Origin of the sequence: Streptococcus sanguinis (assembly GCF_019928825.1) — a bacterium.
Lineage (GTDB): Bacteria > Bacillota > Bacilli > Lactobacillales > Streptococcaceae > Streptococcus > Streptococcus sanguinis_L.
In genome coordinates this window covers 74,214-95,743 of sequence record NZ_JAHZOP010000004.1, presented here as the reverse complement: position 1 = coordinate 95,743, position 21,530 = coordinate 74,214, and the positions used below count along the sequence as shown (strand labels likewise).

Sequence of the window (21,530 nt, the reverse complement as noted above, 5' to 3'; positions counted from 1 at the left end):
ATTCTCCTCGTCTTACGGGAAGTACATGATGACTTCTCCTTTAGGGTTGAGTGCCAATTCACTCATCAAAAGATTCTTGACGATCTGCTGCTTCATGCGCTCCTTCATATATTCAAAGCCATCGTAAGCCTCTTGGTAGTATTCTACCAGAGGATTTTTCATAGAGAAATGCTGACCGCTCAAGGCTGTCTTGAGCTGCTGCAGATAGTCCACCTGCTCGACCCAGTTCTCATCAATAGCCTTGAGAACGGACACCCGCTGAAAATGGGTAAAGAGCTTGTCAGACTTGAGATAGGCTTTCTTTGCCTGCAATTCCTGCTCGGCAATATCCTGCAAGAGCTCTGCAATTTTCTCCGGCGAATAAATATCGAAATCATAAGGAATGCGCTCAGCATGATAGCTGAAATAATCTAAAATAAAGCGATAGAGGTCAGCCCGCGTCCCATAGGACCGCTCATAGGCCGCCTGATGAATGACCTGACGGAGGACACGGCTGATTTCTTCATCAATCCGCTCTTCAGCTTGAATCAAGCGATTGCGCTCAGCATAGGTAATCTCCCGCTGAATCTTCATACACTGGGCATATTCCAGCGTCATCCGACGGGACATCTTGGCGCTGCTTTCGCTAGCCCTCTGAGCCTTAGCCACCAAGTGTCTGAAACGACGCTGTCCCAGCTGGACTGGATGCTGCTGAACCTCTTCAGCAGAGTAGTCCTTGTAGAACTTCTTGAGCCAGTCTGGTCCCCACTTCCTGAGCAGATCATCCTCTAGCGAGATGAAGAACTTACTAATTCCCGGATCACCTTGACGGCCTGAACGGCCACGAATCTGTAGGTCAATCCGCTGGTTTTCCATCCGCTCAGTGCCAATCACCACGAGACCACCCAAATCAGCGACACCCGGTCCCAACTTTATATCCGTACCACGGCCGGCCATGGATGTAGCCACCGTCACCGCACCTTTCTGCCCAGACTCAGCGATGATTTGAGCCTCACGAGCCGCATTGTTGGCATTGAGCAGGTTGTGGGCGATGCCTTCTCTCAGCAAGAGGGAAGAGTAAATCTCTGACATCTCCACTGAGCCGGTAAAAATCAAGAGCGGATTGCCTTGAGCATGGTAGTGCTTGACCTCGTCCAGAGAAGCAAAGACTTTTTCTGGCAGGGTCTGGTAAAGCTGGTCTGGCAAGTCTTGGCGTATGACTGGCCGGTTGGTCGGGATCTTGATGACAGACATGGAGTAAGTCTCCATAAATTCGCTCTCCACCACCTTGCCGGTTCCAGTCATACCCGAGATTTTCCGGAAGAGCCGGAAGAGATTCTGATAGGTAATGGAAGCCATGGCTCGCGTTTCCTCTGTCAGCTTGACATGCTCCTTGGCCTCAATAGCCTGGTGCTGACCTCCCTGAAGCCGGGTCATTTCCAGCAGACGGCCGGTTGAGCGGTCCAAAAGTACGACTTCAGCTTCTTTCTCACCCTGGCGGACAACATAATCCTTGTCCTTCTTGTAGAGCTTGTGGGCCCGCAAGGCTAGATTGAGGTGGCGAACCAACTCTTGATTTTCCTTGGAGAAAAGATGCTCCAAGTCAAGAAAAGACTCTGCCGACAGAATACCTTTCGATGTCAGCCAGACTTCATTCTTCTCGTCATCGTAGTGATAATCCTCGTCTTCTTTCAAAGTCGTAATGAAGGTATCCATGATACCATAGAAGTTTGACTGAACCCGAGGCGCACCAGAGATAACTAAAGGCACTTGAGCGCTGTCCAAGAGGATAGAGTCAATCTCGTCTATGATGACATAGTTGAAAGGACTAAGGTACTGACTATCCTTATTCTCAGCTAGATTTTCAATCAGATAGTCAAAGCCCAAGGCACTATTGGTCGTATAGACAATATCCGCCTGGTAAATCAGCCGCTTCTGCTTGGGAGTCAAATTTTCAGTCTCATCAGCTACCACCGCTGCCTCAATAGTCATCCCCAGAAAACGATAGACCTGTCCCATTTCCTTAGCATCCCGCAGAGCCAGATAGGTATTGGTGGTCACCAGCATAGCTCCTTGACCAGACAGGGCATTGAGATAGAGCGGCATGGTAGCCGTCAGAGTCTTGCCCTCTCCCGTAGCCATCTCAGCGACATTGCCCTCATGAAGAACAATCGCCCCCATGACCTGCACATCGTAAGGAAACATGCCCAGCACCCGCTTGTCCGCTTCCCGCACTACAGCATAAGCCTCCGGCAGCAAGTCATCTAAAGTCTCACCTGTAGCCAGTCTCTCCTTAAATTCCTGTGTTTTCTTTCTCAGATCAGCGTCTGACAGGCCAGCCATTTCTGACTCAAAGCTCTTGACTTTGGCTAAGATTTTCTTTAAGCGCTGAATTTGAAAATGATTTTTAATCATCAGACTCCTCTATGATTTGGTCAATGTTTAGGCAATGAAACTCTAAGGACTCAACTCCTGCACTCAGCAGCTGAACCTTATAGCTATAGGCTTCGTTTGGATAGATAAACACCATGCTCTCCGAGCGCTCCACTTGATTGCTGATTTCTTTCTCATAGCGGTCAAAGAAGATGATTTTCAGAAAGACGCTGGATTCAGGATAGGTGGTCATATCTCTAGACAGGCAGTAGCGAGCTCCCTTTTTGAGCAAAGGGAGAGAAGGCACCTGCCGGTCTCGCTGATAGTTCCATTTGGAAGACCATTCATGGATGGTCTGGCCGGAGGCCATTAGTTTATTTTCAAAAAATACATGTGAAGGAGAATGCATGATAAGGGTAGTGCCGTAGAGATAGGTAAAGTCAGTCATTTTACCAGCTGCCGAAACCCCTCTCAGCTCTCCCCAGTATATGCCCTTTCTTTTTTGAATTTTCATTTCTTTCTCCCAAATTCCTTTTCCAATATCATTCGATAGTAATTCATAAACCAAGACACAGACACAGCTAAGTCGTCATTATGGCGTCCAGGGACACCTCTGCTAATCAGCTTGGCCTCGGTCAGATGAAGAGCTGCCACCAGGTCCTCATAGGCCGTCGGATCATAGTCCTCTTCTTTCATATAGGCGATACCAAAGGTCGTACGGCTGAAATCAGCCTTCTCAAACTTACGCCAGTAGCGTTGATTCAGATCCTCTACATGCTCCTTATCTTTGCCACCCGTGTGACGGTGAAGGACATCTAGAGCCGTCGGAAAGACCTCGGGCAGGCGTAAACGACCACGTTGGGCAATAGTGCCTAGATTTCCCAAGGGCTTGGACAAAACGATAGCCCGCGGACGAAACTCTGATCCGTAATAAACCGCACCGTAGGTCCCCATCGACATGCCTGATAGAATCAAATCCCGCTCGGTAAAGCCCAGAAAGTCCAAATGCTCTTGGATAATGTTATGAATACTGCTCTCCAGCTCCTGGCTGCCCAAATAAAACATACCGCCATCCACGCGCGGATCTGAAAATAAGAGAAAAGGACAGCCCAAACTGCGCATCATTCCAAAGCCCTCAAAGCCTTCCGCCCGACGGTAACCAGAGAAATAAACAGCCAAAGGCGGCTTCAAATCTCCCGGATAAAAGAAGTAATTAATCTCCTGACGGTGACTATCACGAAAAATTTTCCCACCCAGAACATACTTACCAAACTCAAAGCGGGTCAGACGCTGATGCAGAGCACCGACCTGAATCTGTCCCTCACCTCTAGCCTCCAGACTGACGCCCAGATAGGAAGTAAAGTCATTGTCCAGAACCATGGATTCCCGCATGTCCTCTTCTGTGAAAATAGTCTCGCGAGCAATATCTGCAGTCGAGCCTTCCTGGATATTATAGAGGCGCAGCCGCAGCTCACAGCTGCCTGACTTTTCATATTCAAGCCAAAGTTCAACTGGATTGAACTTGTTGGCTATAATATTATATTTCCAAGACAGGATTGGCTGAAAGTCCTGACCAAAATCACCTTCCAGCTCTAGATTTTCATAGCCATTGTAGCAAATCTTGCCCCGAAATCCAGGGCTGACCACCATATCGAGTGGAGTCATCTTATCCCCATACTGGCCGGAAAAGAGAGCTTTGGACAGCTTGCGAACCAGGTCAGCTCGATCACTCATATCCGTTGGCTGAGCACAGTGACGCTTAAGGAAGTACTCAATATCCGCTTCCTGGGTTTCCTGTTCCTGATCATAGAAAACTGTATAAGGGATAATTTGGGGCTCAATCATAAACAAATCTGGAATCCGACGCAAATCGTCTACCAAAATCGCATCAAACTTGCCAATCTTATCCATTTCCATGACTTTTTTGATAGCTAGATTGGAGTTAGGAAAGAAATAATACCAGGCCATATTGTCTGGAATAGCAAGCTCCTTGCTCCAGTCGCTTGAACCAATCTGTAAGATTTTCAGCTTATTTTGCATTCTCAGCCTCCTTGAGCCACTGCTCCCAGCGGCCAATCAGCTCCAGACCAGTATTATGATGGATTTTTTCAATAGAATAAATCAAGGCCTGGTTCCAATTTTTCAAACCTTCCAAGTAATAGTCTGCAGCAGTCGGTAGATCAGAGATAGAGTCCAAGATATAGCCATTTTGCAGATGGGTCACATAGTCCGAACCCACCAGATTGATCTGCGGAATCCCAGCTGAAATCCCAGCAATCTGCGTATAGAGATTGGGCTGCTCACTCAGGTCAATGATTAATCGTGTATCATCCAGCTCCTGAATCAAGCTGAGCTCGTCCGTAATATTCTTAATGGTGAAACGAAGGTCCTGCTCCTGATTTTCCAGCAGGGCATTCTCAGCCTGCTCACTGCGACGGTAGTTCTTGACAAACTCATACTGGTTCAGATACTCATCAATAACCTCCTGCACCTTGGTCTCCACTTTTTGGATCCCTTCCTGCCAGGCATTGTAAACACCGATAGTCAGCTCTGTATCCGGATGCTTGGCCACATAGTGGAGAACCTTGAAGATGGCATAGTCATTAAGCCCTTCTTCCAGATTAATCTGATAAAAAATCTTGGATTCACGCCGGCGTTGACTCTTGCCCAGCTGCAGACGGGTATCAAAAGGCGACAGGTAATGAACCTTCTGAGCCTGTCTAGGCAGGTAGCGCTGAATAGCCTTCTTGAAGTCCATACGATCAGTCAAGACTAGATCTGCCTGCTGCAAATCTGCTTCTAAAGCCTGCCAATCTACTGCATGATTGCGCTCGTGGAAAAAGCTGAGAATGATTTGAACATTCTTGGGCAACAAGCGCAAAATAGCTTGAGTGTATAAGGGATGCGTTGCCAGGACGAAACGGCTGTTCGCTCCTGCATTGCGCTCGATATAATGACCTAATTTCTCCAAGATTAAGTCCGGCATCCGCTCATACTCCAGCTTATCAAAGTCCAGTAAGTAAGCAGGATTGACCTCTACTCGGCTATCGTCAGGCTTCAGATGCTCGCGAATCCGCCAGTCACCATCCGGCTGCAGGTAGTCCTGATAAAGGGGCTGCCCCTCTTCATAATAGGTGATACTGGAAACAAAGCCCCGATCATCAAAGATATACAACTTCTCCAGCTGGTCATCCTTGAAAAACTTGATGAAGCTGATAAAGCTTTCTACTCCAAACTCGACATGGGCATAGAGCTGTCCCTGCCTGCGGACCATGATTAGAAAGGGCGTATAGACAAACTCGCAGTCTGGCTCCCAGTCCAGATCCTTGATTTGCAACACCTGCATTTCTTTAGACTGAATTCCCTGAATCTCATCAAAGACCGAGTAATAGTCCGTCTCAAAAATATCCTGCCGATGCAAGAGGTAGCGGGCATGTGGCATATAGGCTGGCAAAAGCAGCTGGACCGGCAGATTTTCACTTTGAAAAATCCGAATCTGATGAATCGAGTCATCAAACTCCAGTCGCTGCATGGAGCGGTACCAAGGGATAATATCCCGGTGCCAAACCCGATCCCCACTGCCACTCCATGAAGGAATAAAGTAATACATAGTTTCTCCTACAACAATGAACGATAACGGTCATTAAGCGTCAAGGCATCCACCTCGTCCTTAATAGAAAAGACCATTCCGATAAAAATCATAAAAATCCCCGGAATCATACTGAGGCGCAGATAGCGAATGTCCAGAAGCACCACCATCATAGGCAGGCCAGAAATCAGGATAAGATAGAAAGCTCCCACTAGTGCAAAAAAGGTTACCAAACCATTGATATACCGGCGGGTTGCTCCTCCCGGATAAACATTTTCAATATACTCTCCACTCTTTTGCATCCGCTCAGCAATCTGGTCGCCACTGATATTGATAAAGGCGAAGGCCAGCGCCAGGATGAAAATGGTCAGCAGATAGAGGATAAACCAAGCTGGACTTCCCATAGACAGCGCTTCTATCCACTGATCAATCAGCTGATTGTCCGGCTGGAGAAAGTGGATAATCAAAAGAAAATACTGGGGAATGCTGACCAAGGTCATAGCGTACATAATCGGCATCCCACCAGCAGGATTCAGACGAATATCCAAATAAGAGTATTTCTTAAAACGGTTATGGATATTGATCTTATTGACTGGAATTCGGTACTTGGACCGCTCAACTGTAACAGCCAGATAGAGAAAGACTAGACTGAAAACCAGCATCAAGGCTAGCCAAAGTGAAGAAATCTTCAGTTCCTGAATGGAGTTCCAAATATCCTGCGGAATGTAGGCAATCATACTGGCCATGACAATCATGATGGAGCCGCCAAGTCCCATAGCAGCATTCAAATCCGTCAGCCAGATGAGAAAATAAGTCCCAGCCATCAAGACCAAGGTATCTAAGACCATAATCGTAGTCATATCCACCCCACCTGCTTCTTGCAATGGCAAGTTTAGGACCAGTGCCACAGACTGTATCAAGGCAATGACCAAAGTCAGCAGCATCCGCCGCCTTTCCTGCACTTCCAGAGGGAGCTTACTCAAGCCTAGGCGCTTGGACACAGCAAACATCTGCCAGATCAGCATAGAGGACATCCAAGGAGACAGGCCGACAGAAAAGAGCGACATACTGCGCAGATTCCCACCCATCAGGGCTGTCGCATAGTTCAAGGTAGTAGAGGTCCCGTCCATGGCAGCTGCCTTAATCATATCGATGAAAGGCAGGGTCAGCTTGGTTCCCAAGACATAGATAAATAAGAAAAATAAGGTCCACAGAAACTTTTTGATAATGACCGGTTTAAAAAATGACTTCACACTGACTCCTCATGACGATGGCTGGAAAGGCTCTAAGATAAGACTTCCATCACCGCATCTACTAAGACTTTCTTGCTAAAATAACCTTCCTTGAGCAGGAAAGAGAACTTTCTAACCCGCTCGACCATAGCCTGATATTCCTCTGCAGTCAGATTTTCAACGATCCGACTGGCCTCTTCCAGACTGTCTACTACAAAGCCCAGACCGCGCTCGCGAATCAGCTCTGCATTGGACAGGTAAGAAGGGACGATGACCGGAATCCCAGCTGCCAGATAGGTGGCAGACTTATGAGAGATATTGAGACCATAGTATTCCGGCTCGTCTGCTGGATTTTCCTCAACGCCCCAGACCAGACCTAGACCGCCCTTGGACAGCTCCAAAAGCAACTCTGGCCGGCTGACCCAGCCGCGATAGCTAACATTGGCATCTGGATTTGATTCTTCCTCAGGCGAAAAAATCTCCAGCGGCGTTGCATAAGACCAGTTGCTCAGATGCGGAAAACGCTCCACACTTCCCGCGAAATACAGCTTAGGCGCAAACTGAGGCTGGTGCAAGGGCAAATCATAGGGATGATCCCACATGCGTTGGATCAAAATCTTGTCCACAGTCAGACCCTCTGCCAGAAGCTTATCCCGCATCTGCTCAGAAGGGACGATAACCACATCGGACTGATTATACATATCGATATACTCCGGCATCAGATAGTAGTTTGACGGGAACATCAGCGGCGGCACATCATGGATAAAGGTAATCAACTTGGCCTGCAAAATCTTCAGCTTGCTGATAAAGGCCTGGTCAAACTCCCGGCCATTCCAAGTGGGCGACTGATAGATAACCACATCGCCATAGCCTACACTGGCCATGATACCGTCCAGACGCCGACTGAGCTCCGACTGGCTGTCGCTGTAAATATCGTAAAAATAAAAACTCAGTTCATTGAAGCCCAGCTGCTTGGCTAGCTTGGTCACATCATTCTGGGCAATCAAAGCCGTACTCTGGCCAGACATACCGTATAGATTGGTAATATTAACTTTCATATTCTTTTTCTAATCTTCATTCCTGAGCCAGATTGGCAACAATCTGACTGTCATAAGCCTGGTCATCCCTAAACTCAATATCCTGATCAAAGTTGTGCTCAGCCGTATGCTTGTGCGACAGCTTGACCTTGTGCGTAGCCCCCATCTGGAACCACTCATACTCTGAGTCAATATGTCCAATATCCAGGGCCCGATAACCTTCCTGAACCAGATCGTAGACCAAGACCTTGGCCGTCGGACCCAGCATGGTCAAAATCAGACGATTATCCGCATGCTCTCGAACAGCCTGCTTGATGGCCTCCAGTTTGCTGTAGGCATTGCGAGAAGGACAGATAATCCGCTTGATGGATTTAGCCCCGTCAAAGAGGTCATTGCCCACACCAGAGCGGGAAGTCAAGCCCTCTACTATCAAGAGGTCCTTGTCCTGCCATAGCTGCTTAAGCTTTGTAAAGTAGCCCGCAGACGGCGTCTTATCTTCCAAGTCGATATAAGGACGAGAAATAAAGGTCGATCCGTACCAAGGTGCTTGGCAAATATTTTTATATTTCTCAAGAAAATGTGGCAAATGATTTAGACTCCAAAAATTTTGGGCATCAATGGAATAGCGCTCTAGCCCTGTAAAGACATCGGGCAGACAGATCATCAAATGCTCATCGCTTTCCATAGACATAATCTCTCTCAAACGCGCTGACAGTTCTGGATCAAAGTCCTGATAGACGATACTACGGCCCGCAACCAAATCCATCTCCCCATCTCCAAAGCGAACCACTGAAGCACCTTTCTCTAAGAGATAATCCAGTGATTGGTCGATAGAGAGTACAGAAATCTGCCGCTCCTCAGGCTCGGCTAAGCCCAGCTTCTCAATAGCCTGCACCATGACTTCAGGGTTATCAGCTGGAAAGACTTCCTGCCCTTGCTGGCCATGGGCTGTGCTGTCAAAGGCAAAGACTGACTTGCCAGCAGACTTAAAGCGAGCAATAATATCCCCCACCTCATCACCGGCATTGATATCCAACAGCAGCTGAGACTTGGCTTCCAGCGACTCCAAGAGAGCCGGAATGCCCGCAATATCTGAACTGACGCTGACATTAGGATACTGGAGCAGACGCGTGATTGGCTCTGCTACCACTACCGGTGCCGCGATGTAGAAATGACAGGCAGGCAGGGCTTGAATCAGATAGTTGATATGCATCAGGTCACAAGAGTAGGTGTAGACTAGGCAGGACAGACTTGAGCCCTCTTCACCTTCCACCATCTTTTGAGTCAGGGCTCCGACTGGCTCCTGCATATCCGACCAATCCAATCCCTGATAGAACCACCAGACCTCACGATAGATGGACTGGGTGTACTCTTTCCAAGGCTTTCGCTCGGTCAGATAGTGAATCACCGGCGGATAGAGACCTTTTTCAGGTTCATAGTCCGAAAAGATCGTGTGCAGCGTAATGCAGTTATAAGCAAAAGGCAGCTCCATCCAGCGGTTTTCAAAAAGCATATTGAGAATGCTTTGGTCACCAGACGGTACCTTGTCATGCCATTCATTGGTCAGTTCAATCAAACGTTGGCGAATATTTTCCTGCTTCCAAAGGGCATTATTGATTAATAAGAACCCAGCATTAAAGATGTGCTGATGAAAATACACTTGCCCACCCAGATCCTTGACCGCAGCAAGTGGTGCATCTCTAAGTTCTGTTTCAAATAGGGAGCTTAAATCCCGCGTGACAACGATATCGCAATCCAAATACAAAGCCTTGTCTTCCTCAACAAAATCCGCTACAAAATAGCGCAGGAAAACTGTATAACTAATATCCGTTTTAAAATTTGACACTAGCGAAGCAGACACCCGAGCATTAACGATCTGGCAGTCCAGCTTGGCCAGTCTCTTTTGCATGCTGACAAACCACTCTGTCGGAAAGTCACTGTTGATGACATAAAACTTGATAAAGCGATTGTGGCAGACGATGGACTTAATGGTGGTTAAGACCTGCTCACTATAGGCAGCATTAGCCGCCAACACCACAGCCCGAAAGGCTTGCGGCTTCTCTTTTTTCATCAGACTGCGCAGCTTTTCCACCATTTCCTGTGGATTTTCATGCTGAAAGACCAGTTCTTCCTTTTCATTTTTCTTAGTATTGTCAAAAGCCAGAACTGGCTTGTCAAGCGCCTTGAAACGACTGCTCAGCTGATAGTGCTCGCTTCCATGGTGAATATCCAAATAGACCTGGCACTTATCAATGAGCTCATCTAGCACAGCATGAATAACCTGCGGATAGAGATGGATATTTTCATAGCGATCCAAAGAACGCAGATAATCTCCCATATCTGTGTAACAGGCTATATAAAAATGAACGCTAGGCAGGGACTGGGCTAAAAATTCAATCTGCTCCAGCTCCTGTACATCTGTCAGGAGCATGCAATTCAGAGCCGCCTTCTCCCATCGGTCTTGCAGCTCAAACTCTCCCCGATGATGGGCTGAAATCTCCGCCAAGCTCAAGGCCTGAAAGTCCCACCAAAGCTGACGGTACCGATAGCTAACTTCCGAGTTCCATGGCTTGCGGAAGGTCGTATAGTGGATAATCAGAGGTTCCTGATCTAGCTCAAAATGACCATTCCAGCCGCTGTAAAAGGCCACCAAGTCATGGCCTACCTGCAGATTGTAAATCTTATCCAAGGGCAGCCAGTCCTGAGCCAGCACATGATTTAAAACTGTCTGATCGCCGTTGAAATCCTCCATCTGGCCAGACCGAACCAAGCCCATGATGCGGTCCGTTTCCTTAATAAAGGTCTCCTGTAGCTGCCTTTCTTTCCATGCTCGATTATCAATTAGCAGAACTCCTGAGTTAAAACCGTAACCTCCGGCATCTCCAACCGCTGCCACAAGCTTGCCTTCCAGAGGAATATCAAATAAAGGCTTCAAATCTCTATTGACCACCAGATCACTGTCCAGATAAAGGACGCGCTCCTCTGCCACAAACTGCGGAATGAAATAGCGAGCATAGGCTGCTGAGCTGATATGGTCCTGAGTCAGCCACTCTGGACTGATAGTCACTTGCTCCAAGCTGATATTGACCAACTCACTATCCAGCTGCTCAGCCAGCTCATTAAAATCACGAAACCATTCGTCGCTCAATCCCTGATTGAAAACATAGATTTTTACATTTTTATTGTAATATAAAATCGACTTAATTGCAGTCGAAACTTGCTCCTGATAGGCTTGATCCCCAACCAAAACAATCGTTTTCATTTCTTCCCTTACTCTTTCATTTCATAAACTCTAAAACATCATTTCTATACTTGATATTATATAAAATATTGTCCAAAAAATCTATATTCTCAAGGACTTTCCTGCAGAATAAAGGACACTTTTTTCTACTAAATTGTCAAAAAAACAGGAAGTTGTCAAAACTTCCTGTTTCTATAGCCTCTCGGTTTCTTTTTACTAGTTTCTAGTCTAGGATTTTAGGAAGCAAGCACCAGAAATAACCAAGTTATTTCCTTATAACTTGCTCTGTCCATCACTTCCACAGCTCACTAGCTGAGTGAAATTTCGACGGACTAAAAGATAAACTGATTGGCTCTATTTACTGCTACTCCTCAGAGTCGCTTTTCTTTTTACGTCTCTTGAAGGCCAAGCCCAATGCTCCTAAGCCTAAAGCCAGGATGGAAGCCTTGCTCTCCGTTTCCCCTGTCTGAGGCAGACGACCTCTGGAAATCAGATCCAGCTCAGACTGTCTTGCTGAAGCGGACAGACTTTCAGATGTGCTCTGACTAGCTGACAGGCTCGTAGACAGGCTTTCTGATACAGACTGGCTGACACGGGCAAGCTCGCTGAGGCTGACCGCTGCTGACAATGACTCGCTAGTAGAAAGGCTGAGTGAATAGAATTCCTTCTCATGAACCAGATCCAGCTGACTATGCAAGACTGATGTGCTGGTGCTCACTGAGGTTGACTCACTGATTGACTGAGAATCACTAATCGAAGCACTTTCTGAACCAGACAGGCTAGCTGAAGTACTTGCGGATTCTGAGGCACTTACTGAAGCAGATATACTTGCCAACGCTAAAGCAGATGCACTTACTGAAGTGGATTCGCTCGTTGAAGCGGATGCACTGGTGGATGCGGATGTACTTGCTGATACTGATGCACTGGTTGATGCGGACATACTTGCGGATACTGAAGCGCTCGTCGATGCCGATGTGCTGGCGGATATTGATGCACTCGTCGACGCAGAAGTACTTGCACTCACGGACGCGCTCGTTGACGCAGACGTACTTGCGCTCACGGACGCGCTTGTCGATGCGGACTCGCTCGCAGATACAGATGCACTGGTTGAGGCCGAGATGCTTGCACTCACTGACGCGCTGGTGGACGCTGACATGCTTGCTGATACTAACGCGCTAGTCGATGCGGACGTGCTGGCAGATACAGACGCACTTGTCGATGCTGACGTGCTGGCGCTCACAGACGCACTAGTTGATGCTGATGTACTTGCGGATACCGATGCACTCGTTGAGGCGGACGTACTTGCGGATACTGAAGCGCTCGTTGATGCCGATGTGCTTGCTGAAACTGATGCACTCGTTGATGCAGATTCACTCGCTTTCGCAGATGAGCTAGTTGAAGCCGATTCACTTGCGCTCACTGACGCGCTCGTTGAGGCCGATGTACTTGCGCTTACTGATGCACTGGTTGACGCGGACGTGCTGGCACTTACCGATGCACTCGTCGATGCGGACGTACTTGCGCTTACTGATGCACTCGTTGATGCAGACGTACTTGCTGATACTAACGCGCTAGTCGATGCGGACGTGCTGGCAGATACAGACGCACTTGTCGATGCTGACGTGCTGGCGCTCACAGACGCACTAGTTGATGCTGATGTACTTGCGGATACCGATGCACTCGTTGAGGCTGACGTACTTGCTGATACGGATGCACTGGTTGAGGCCGACGTACTTGCGCTTACTGAGGCACTTGTTGACGCAGACGTGCTGGCACTTACTGATGCGCTCGTTGATGCAGATGTACTTGCTGATACCGACGCACTCGTTGAAGCTGAGGTACTTGCGCTTACCGACGCACTCGTTGATGCAGACGTACTTGCACTTACTGATGCACTCGTGGAAGCGGAGGTACTTGCTGAAACTGACGCACTTGTGGACGCAGATGTGCTTGCACTTACTGACGCACTCGTTGAAGCCGACGTACTTGCACTTACTGATGCACTCGTCGATGCGGACGTACTTGCTGATACTGACGCACTCGTCGACGCGGACGTGCTGGCACTTACTGAGGCACTAGTTGATGCTGACATGCTGGCTGAAACTGACGCACTCGTCGATGCAGACGTACTTGCTGAAACTGATGCGCTCGTTGACGCAGAGGTACTTGCACTTACGGAGGCGCTGGTGGACGCTGACGTGCTGGCACTCACTGACGCACTCGTTGATGCTGAGGTACTTGCACTTACTGACGCACTCGTTGATGCGGACGTACTTGCGCTGACTGAAGCACTCGTCGATGCTGACGTGCTTGCACTCACTGAGGCGCTCGTTGATGCGGACGTGCTTGCGGATACAGATGCACTCGTCGACGCGGATGTACTTGCACTTACGGACGCACTCGTCGATGCGGACGTACTTGCGCTGACTGAAGCACTCGTCGATGCTGACGTGCTTGCACTCACTGAGGCGCTCGTGGACGCGGACGTACTTGCGCTTACGGACGCGCTCGTGGACGCGGACGTACTTGCGCTGACTGAAGCACTCGTCGACGCTGAAGTACTTGCAGATACAGATGCCCTTGTCGACGCTGAGGTGCTTGCACTCACTGACGCACTGGTTGAGGCTGAGGTACTTGCACTTACGGACGCACTTGTCGACGCGGACGTGCTTGCTGAAACTGATGCACTCGTCGATGCGGATGTACTTGCGCTGACTGAAGCACTCGTTGAAGCGGACGTGCTTGCACTTACTGACGCGCTTGTTGAAGCCGACTCACTTGCACTTACAGACGCACTGGTGGACGCTGAGGTACTTGCGCTTACTGAGGCGCTCGTCGATGCAGACGTACTTGCTGAAACTGATGCGCTTGTTGAAGCCGATGTGCTTGCAGATACAGATGCGCTCGTTGACGCTGAGGTGCTTGCTGATACGGACGCACTGGTTGACGCGGACGTACTTGCGCTTACGGACGCACTTGTCGATGCTGAAGTGCTTGCACTTACGGATGCGCTCGTTGAGGCAGACGTGCTTGCACTTACTGACGCACTTGTCGATGCTGAAGTGCTTGCACTTACGGATGCGCTCGTTGAGGCTGACGTGCTGGCTGATACAGATGCACTCGTTGATGCGGACGTACTTGCGCTCACTGACGCGCTTGTTGAGGCCGATGTGCTGGCACTTACCGATGCACTCGTCGATGCGGACGTACTTGCACTTACTGAGGCACTCGTTGATGCGGACGTACTTGCACTTACCGAGGCACTCGTCGATGCGGACGTACTTGCACTTACCGAGGCGCTAGTTGAAGCGGACGTACTTGCTGAAACTGACGCACTTGTGGACGCAGATGTGCTTGCGCTTACTGATGCGCTCGTTGACGCTGAGGTACTTGCGCTTACGGAGGCACTCGTCGATGCGGACGTACTTGCGCTTACTGATGCACTTGTCGAGGCGGACGTGCTTGCTGAAACGGATGCGCTCATTGAGGCTGAGGTACTTGCGCTCACTGACGCACTCGTGGACGCAGACGTACTTGCTGAAACGGAGGCACTCGTGGAGGCGGACGTACTTGCACTCACTGACGCACTCGTTGAAGCGGACGTACTTGCGGATACAGATGCACTGGTTGATGCGGACGTACTTGCAGAAACAGAGGCACTTGTTGAAGCCGATGTGCTTGCACTTACGGATGCGCTCGTTGACGCTGACGTACTTGCGCTTACTGATGCGCTCGTCGATGCTGATGTACTTGCGCTTACAGATGCACTCGTTGAAGCGGACGTGCTTGCACTTACGGACGCACTCGTTGACGCAGACATACTTGCGCTTACTGATGCACTTGTCGACGCTGAAGTACTTGCACTTACTGACGCACTCGTTGACGCAGACATACTTGCGCTTACTGATGCACTTGTCGACGCTGAAGTACTTGCGCTTACTGATGCACTCGTCGAGGCGGACGTACTTGCGCTCACGGACGCACTCGTCGACGCGGACGTACTTGCACTTACTGATGCACTCGTTGAGGCGGACGTACTTGCACTTACTGATGCACTCGTGGAGGCTGAGGTACTTGCGCTTACTGATGCGCTTGTGGACGCTGAGGTACTTGCGCTCACGGATGCACTCGTTGAAGCCGAGGTGCTTGCGCTTACTGAGGCACTCGTTGAGGCGGACGTACTTGCGCTCACGGATGCACTTGTGGACGCTGAGGTACTTGCACTTACTGATGCGCTTGCTGATACGGACGCACTTGTCGATGCAGATGTACTTGCACTTACTGACGCACTTGTTGATGCTGAGGTGCTTGCGCTTACTGATGCACTCGTTGAGGCGGACGTACTTGCACTTACTGATGCACTCGTTGAGGCGGACGTACTTGCACTTACGGATGCACTCGTTGATGCTGACGTACTTGCGCTTACTGACGCACTCGTTGATGCCGATGTGCTGGCACTCATAGACGCGCTAGTAGACGCTGAGGTGCTTGCTGATACGGACGCACTTGTCGACGCTGAGGTGCTTGCGCTCACTGAAGCACTCGTCGAGGCGGACGTACTTGCTGATACGGACGCACTCGTTGACGCTGAGGTGCTTGCACTCACAGATGCACTGGTTGAAGCTGACGTACTTGCGCTCACTGACGCGCTAGTAGATGCTGACGTGCTAGCAGATACAGACGCACTTGTCGATGCGGACGTACTTGCACTTACTGATGCGCTCGTTGAAGCTGAGGTGCTTGCAGATACTGACGCACTCGTTGAAGCAGACGTGCTGGCGCTTACTGATGCGCTCGTCGATGCGGACGTACTTGCTGAAACTGAGGCGCTAGTTGATGCGGACGTACTTGCAGATACAGATGCGCTCATGGATGCTGAGGTGCTTGCGCTCACTGAAGCGCTCGTTGACGCGGAGGTGCTTGCACTTACTGACGCGCTGGTCGATGCTGAGGTACTTGCACTTACTGACGCACTCGTTGAGGCTGAGGTGCTTGCAGATACTGACGCACTCGTGGAGGCAGACGTACTTGCTGAAACTGACGCGCTCGTTGAGGCTGAGGTGCTTGCAGATACTGAAGCACTCGTCGAGGCGGACGTACTTGCACTTACTGATGCACTCGTTGACGCGGACGTGCTTGCGGATACCGACGCACTCGTGGACGCAGATGTGCTTGCGCTGACTGACGCGCTAGTAGACGCTGAGGTGCTTGCACTCACAGATGCACTCGTGGACGCTGAGGTACTTGCGGATACCGACGCACTCGTCGAGGCTGAGGTACTTGCGCTTACGGACGCACTTGTCGATGCGGACGTGCTTGCTGAAACTGATGCGCTGGTAGAAGCGGACGTACTTGCGCTCACTGATGCGCTCGTGGAGGCGGACGTACTTGCACTCATAGACGCGCTAGTAGACGCGGACGTACTTGCGCTTACTGACGCACTTGTCGATGCGGACGTGCTTGCAGATACAGATGCACTTGTCGATGCTGAGGTACTTGCGCTTACTGATGCGCTCGTCGATGCAGATTCACTCGCAGACACAGACGCGCTCGTTGAAGCAGATGTGCTTGCTGATACTGATGCACTCGTCGATGCAGACGTACTTGCACTCACTGACGCACTTGTGGACGCGGACGTACTTGCGCTCACCGATGCACTAGTGGACGCGGACGTGCTTGCTGAAACTGATGCACTCGTGGAGGCTGAGGTACTTGCTGATACGGACGCGCTCGTGGAGGCGGAGGTACTTGCGCTCACGGACGCACTCGTGGAGGCGGAGGTACTTGCAGATACAGACGCACTCGTGGAGGCTGACGTACTTGCACTTACTGACGCACTCGTGGAGGCGGAGGTACTGGCACTTACCGATGCGCTTGTGGACGCTGAGGTACTTGCTGATACTGATGCGCTCGTTGAGGCGGACGTGCTTGCACTCACTGACGCACTCGTTGAGGCGGATGTGCTGGCACTTACGGACGCGCTCGTTGAAGCCGAGGTGCTCGCACTTACGGACGCGCTAGTCGATGCTGAGGTGCTTGCACTTACTGATGCACTCGTTGAAGCGGACGTGCTTGCACTCACAGATGCACTCGTTGAAGCGGACGTACTTGCAGATACTGACGCGCTCGTTGAAGCCGAGGTGCTTGCTGACACGGATGCACTTGTTGAGGCTGATGTGCTTGCAGATACGGATGCACTTGTTGAGGCGGAGGTACTTGCAGATACAGATGCGCTCGTTGACGCGGACGTACTTGCACTTACTGATGCACTGGTTGACGCGGACGTGCTGGCGCTCACTGAGGCACTTGTTGAAGCGGACGTACTTGCAGATACAGATGCACTGGTTGACGCGGACGTACTTGCACTTACGGACGCACTTGTCGATGCTGACGTACTTGCAGATGTTGATGCACTTACAGAAGCAGATTTACTATCTACAATAGACTGACTCGCTGAGGTCGATGCACTAAGGGACGCTGAGGTACTAGCAGACACTGAAGCACTGGTCGAGGCGGATGTAGAAGCTGATGTTAAAGCTGAACGACTTGATGCAAGATCTTTTACTACTCTATTTGCAGTAATAGTATCTGTAGAATTGTCTGGATAAGTAATGGTGACTGTTCCATTTGGAGAGACAGTAATTCTAGAAGCTTCAGGAATCTGAGGATTGGCTGCTCTTACTGCCGCCTCTACTGCTCTTTTCTCACTTGAGGATAAACTAGAAAGCCTATCTACATACGTTATTGTCGGATCTGCAGGATTATATTTTTCAGTTTGCTCTCTATATTTTATTACAAAAGGAATATTTGAAGAGACTAGACCGTTAACATCCCAAGCCCTAATAGTTCTAGTATACTGAGCCTTGCTTTTATTAGCGGGAATTTGTTCATCTAGTGGAACTCTACCGTATGCTCTAACACGTAATGGATTAGCAGAGGTAGCATTCCCAGGTACATTGAAATTATCCCGTGAGATTTCTAACCAAGATAAATTCAATGCTTGACCAAAAGTACTTAATTCTACATTTGTAACTTGCCCGCTGTCATCTGTTATTTCAAAATAAAATTCAAACTCTTCACCACGATAGACTACTATTTCATTGGGAACTGTAATTGTAGGTGGGGTTGTATCTGGAGCATTTGCTACATCACGACGTTTCCGGACACGGGCAGTTTCTCTTGAGGTACTGGCTGAGCCATTATTAGAAGACCTATTGGTTTCGGATGATGCGCTTTGACTGTTTACAGTAGATTCTGACTTGGAGCTAGCTGAGGTCGATGCTGGCTGAGATGCACTCACTGAATCAGATGTACTTGAAGACACTGAAAGAGACTCAGATACACTTAAGGAATCTGAGACTGCTTGAGATGTGCTGGCACTGATAGAGGCAGAGCTAGACTGCGAGATTGACTCTGAAGCTGAGATGCTGGCTGAAATAGATGCACTGACAGAAGCACTGGCACTAGCTGAGGATGTATCTGATACAGACTCTGACTCAGTATGTGAGCTTACCGTTGCGGTTGCTGCTTCAGCAGCACTGCTTTCTTCTCCTAAAACTGTTTCACCACGTGTCGCTAAAACGTCTGTCGTATCAATGACCTTTTCCAGAGCCTGACCGTCTTCTGCATGGACAGTTGTGCTTGTCACAACAGCTCCGCCCAGCACGGCTCCCGTGGCGACAATGCCCCTCAAAAAGTCTATGCCGCTCTTTTTATCGGTAACTTGTTCTTCCGTTACCTTGAGCTCGATCGATGAAAGGCCTCCCCCCTTCATTGATCTAAAAAGGCCGAACTGTGATGTCGCAGCACGCAGCCAATGCTTACCCGATTTAATCAACTTAAAACGAGTCACACGCTCTACTTCGTGGTACTTACCTTTTTGACGTTTAAAAAACATAATTCTCCCTTTAATTTATATCCTTTTTAAAAATCCATTAATCCCATTTTACCACACTATTATATAAAATGAACAATAATTTACTTATTTTTTTGCTGAAATTGTTTTCAAGCATTTCCAAAAAACTCATTTTCAAAAAGAATCACCTTACTTTCATAACCTTTTTCAAATAGAAAAAACGCCAAACAGCGTTTTTTGCATCTTATGACGGAAGACATGGGATTCGAACCCACGCACGCTTTTACACGCCTACTGCGTTTCCAACACAGCCTCTTAAGCCTCTTGAGTAATCTTCCACAAAAGAGAAAGCCTAGCTTTCTCAAAACTTTAACCATTATACCACATTACAGCCCCAACCGCCATAGTTTCCGTTAAATTTTTTCACAAATTCAACCAAAGTCCAAACATTCTGGTTCAAATCAAAGATTTCCGTCGTATCCATACGAATCACATGCAGCTGATATGGTTTGTCAGCATCTTCTATCTTTTCAGCTGATACGAGGCTATAGCCCAGCTCTTCGACTTCCTTTAGGAAACCATCCCGTTCTTCCTCCGAAGCAAAATAAGCCCAATGGTCAATCTCGCGCTCCTGACTATGGTCATCGCCGTCCTGCTCCAGCTGGTACCAGACCCGCTGGTTGAGAATGGTCTGATACTCGTATTCATTAGGATAGAGAAAATCAAAGTATTGATTCCATTCCTCGTCTTCTAGGGTTGCCGAGTCATAGCGGCGGTCTGGAAAGTCGCGCATCACGTTTGCAATCGGCTCTAGATGGCTTTTCTTGTCTTGCAGATAGTAGTAAAACTCAATATTTCCATCTGTCGTAATCACACCGACATGAATGCCACCGACTTGCCCTAAAGCCTCAGAAAGCCGGTCCTCAATCACATTCAGCTCTTTAAACTCATCACTAGATGGAAAACCTGTCTCCCCATCGTACTGGAGAAGCGTTACCTTGAGCCTCATAGCATAGGCATAGAGAGGATAGGGTGCCTTATCAGCCAAAGCAAGATTCAGACGGATACTAGCCAACTTGTCATCAATATAGGTCGAGAAAGATCCCCACTCACTCGGAAAAGGATCTTCAGAAGGCACATCAAGCTCTGCTTCTTCTACATTTTCTACTTTCTCTTTCTCTTGCTCTCGCTTCTTACCAAACAGATTCTTAAAAAAACTCATATCCAACTTCCCTTAATACTTATGAAATTGACCAACTAGAAATACCAATATTTCCTTTGTCATCACTAACATCATTGTATTACTTTTTCAGATAGAAATCAAGATTTCCTGAACATCGTAAAAGCAAAAAACGCTGATTTCTCAACGTTTTAGAAGGACTTTAAAATAATGGAGCCGGTGGGAGTCGAACCCACGTCCAAACACCTGCTAACACATTTGTCTACAACCATAGGCTATGTATTGATTTAACTTCACTTTGACACATAGCTCAAGCCCAAGTCAAGCGAGTCTATCAATCTCTTGCAAAATCCCTAGACCAGACTTTGCCGTAGCTTGCTCATAATAAGACCTGTCATCAGACACAAGCAATCCGAATCGGGTCACGCTGGCTGGTTTTTAGGCAGCTACAGCGTAAGAATTGTTATTTTTTGCAGTTATATTTAACTGGCGTTTTACATCCGCTAGATGGGTTGCAAAATGTGCCGCATAATGCCTGTCGAATCCGTAACGACCCCAAGACAATAAGAACATTATAACAGAATCTACTAAAGAAAGCAAAAGCCTGCAAACAGCAGGCCAGCACTTACTATCAGTTCTTAGCGAATCCCCAAAGCAATCCGAGCATAGCGGCTCATCTTTTCCACCGTCCAAGCTGGGTACCAAACCAATTTAACATCCGTCTTGGTAACCTCTGGAACATCAGACATGGCATCATAGATCTGGTCAGTCAGAAGATCCGCCAGAGGGCATCCCATGGTTGTCAGGGTCATATCGATTTCTGTTTCCCCATTGGTCTCGTTAAAACGGATTTCATAGATTAGACCTAGATTGACAATATCAATCCCAAGCTCTGGGTCAATGACCTGCTCCAAGCTCTCTAATATACGTGTTTTAATCTTTTCAACTTCTTCAGGGCTGTATTTTTGTTCTGACATGCAATATCCTCCTTATAGATATAGCAGAAATTTCAAGTTAGCTCGAGGGGCTCTTGTTTTCAGCTAG

10 protein-coding genes, 1 tRNA gene and 1 other RNA gene are annotated in these 21,530 nt (G+C 48.6%); all 12 read right to left on the bottom strand.

The window, feature by feature from the left end; genetic code table 11:
- Nucleotides 1-12 precede the first annotated feature (12 nt).
- On the bottom strand, nucleotides 13-2,394 hold the full coding sequence (gene secA2, locus K1J09_RS08585) for an accessory Sec system translocase SecA2 (RefSeq protein WP_223323461.1): 2,382 nt from the start codon (nucleotides 2,392-2,394) through the stop codon (nucleotides 13-15).
- Entirely contained in the window at nucleotides 2,387-2,866 is a 480-nt protein-coding gene (asp3, locus tag K1J09_RS08580; protein ID WP_223323459.1) for an accessory Sec system protein Asp3, read from the bottom strand. Before asp3 ends, secA2 begins: the two co-directional genes overlap by 8 nt.
- Nucleotides 2,863-4,392, bottom strand: a complete 1,530-nt coding sequence (gene asp2, locus K1J09_RS08575; RefSeq protein WP_223323457.1) for an accessory Sec system protein Asp2 — start codon at nucleotides 4,390-4,392, stop codon at nucleotides 2,863-2,865. The genes asp3 and asp2 overlap by 4 nt, the downstream gene beginning before the upstream one ends.
- On the bottom strand, nucleotides 4,382-5,962 hold the full coding sequence (asp1, locus tag K1J09_RS08570; RefSeq protein ID WP_223323455.1) for an accessory Sec system protein Asp1: 1,581 nt from the start codon (nucleotides 5,960-5,962) through the stop codon (nucleotides 4,382-4,384). The genes asp2 and asp1 overlap by 11 nt, the downstream gene beginning before the upstream one ends.
- An 8-nt stretch (nucleotides 5,963-5,970) precedes the next feature.
- Complete coding sequence (gene secY2, locus K1J09_RS08565; RefSeq protein WP_223323453.1) at nucleotides 5,971-7,194, bottom strand: accessory Sec system protein translocase subunit SecY2; 1,224 nt, start codon at nucleotides 7,192-7,194, stop codon at nucleotides 5,971-5,973.
- A 32-nt stretch (nucleotides 7,195-7,226) separates the two neighbouring features.
- Complete coding sequence (locus K1J09_RS08560; RefSeq protein WP_125337859.1) at nucleotides 7,227-8,231, bottom strand: sugar transferase; 1,005 nt, start codon at nucleotides 8,229-8,231, stop codon at nucleotides 7,227-7,229.
- A gap of 16 nt (nucleotides 8,232-8,247) precedes the next feature.
- Nucleotides 8,248-11,472: an SP_1767 family glycosyltransferase gene (locus K1J09_RS08555; RefSeq protein ID WP_223323451.1), complete on the bottom strand. Its 3,225-nt coding sequence runs from the start codon at nucleotides 11,470-11,472 to the stop codon at nucleotides 8,248-8,250.
- A 343-nt stretch (nucleotides 11,473-11,815) separates the two neighbouring features.
- On the bottom strand, nucleotides 11,816-19,348 hold the full coding sequence (locus K1J09_RS08550; protein ID WP_223323487.1) for an accessory Sec-dependent serine-rich glycoprotein adhesin: 7,533 nt from the start codon (nucleotides 19,346-19,348) through the stop codon (nucleotides 11,816-11,818).
- Between the two features lie 208 nt (nucleotides 19,349-19,556).
- A tRNA-Ser gene (locus tag K1J09_RS08545) sits at nucleotides 19,557-19,644 on the bottom strand.
- A gap of 38 nt (nucleotides 19,645-19,682) precedes the next feature.
- Entirely contained in the window at nucleotides 19,683-20,528 is an 846-nt protein-coding gene (locus K1J09_RS08540) for a DUF695 domain-containing protein (protein ID WP_223323449.1), read from the bottom strand.
- Nucleotides 20,529-20,694: 166 nt separating this feature from the next.
- Nucleotides 20,695-21,043: a transfer-messenger RNA gene (gene ssrA, locus K1J09_RS08535) on the bottom strand.
- Nucleotides 21,044-21,124: 81 nt separating this feature from the next.
- Nucleotides 21,125-21,463 carry a metal-sulfur cluster assembly factor gene (locus K1J09_RS08530; RefSeq protein WP_002904178.1) on the bottom strand — a complete coding sequence of 113 codons (339 nt, stop codon included), beginning with the start codon at nucleotides 21,461-21,463 and terminating at the stop codon, nucleotides 21,125-21,127.
- Nucleotides 21,464-21,530 lie beyond the last annotated feature (67 nt).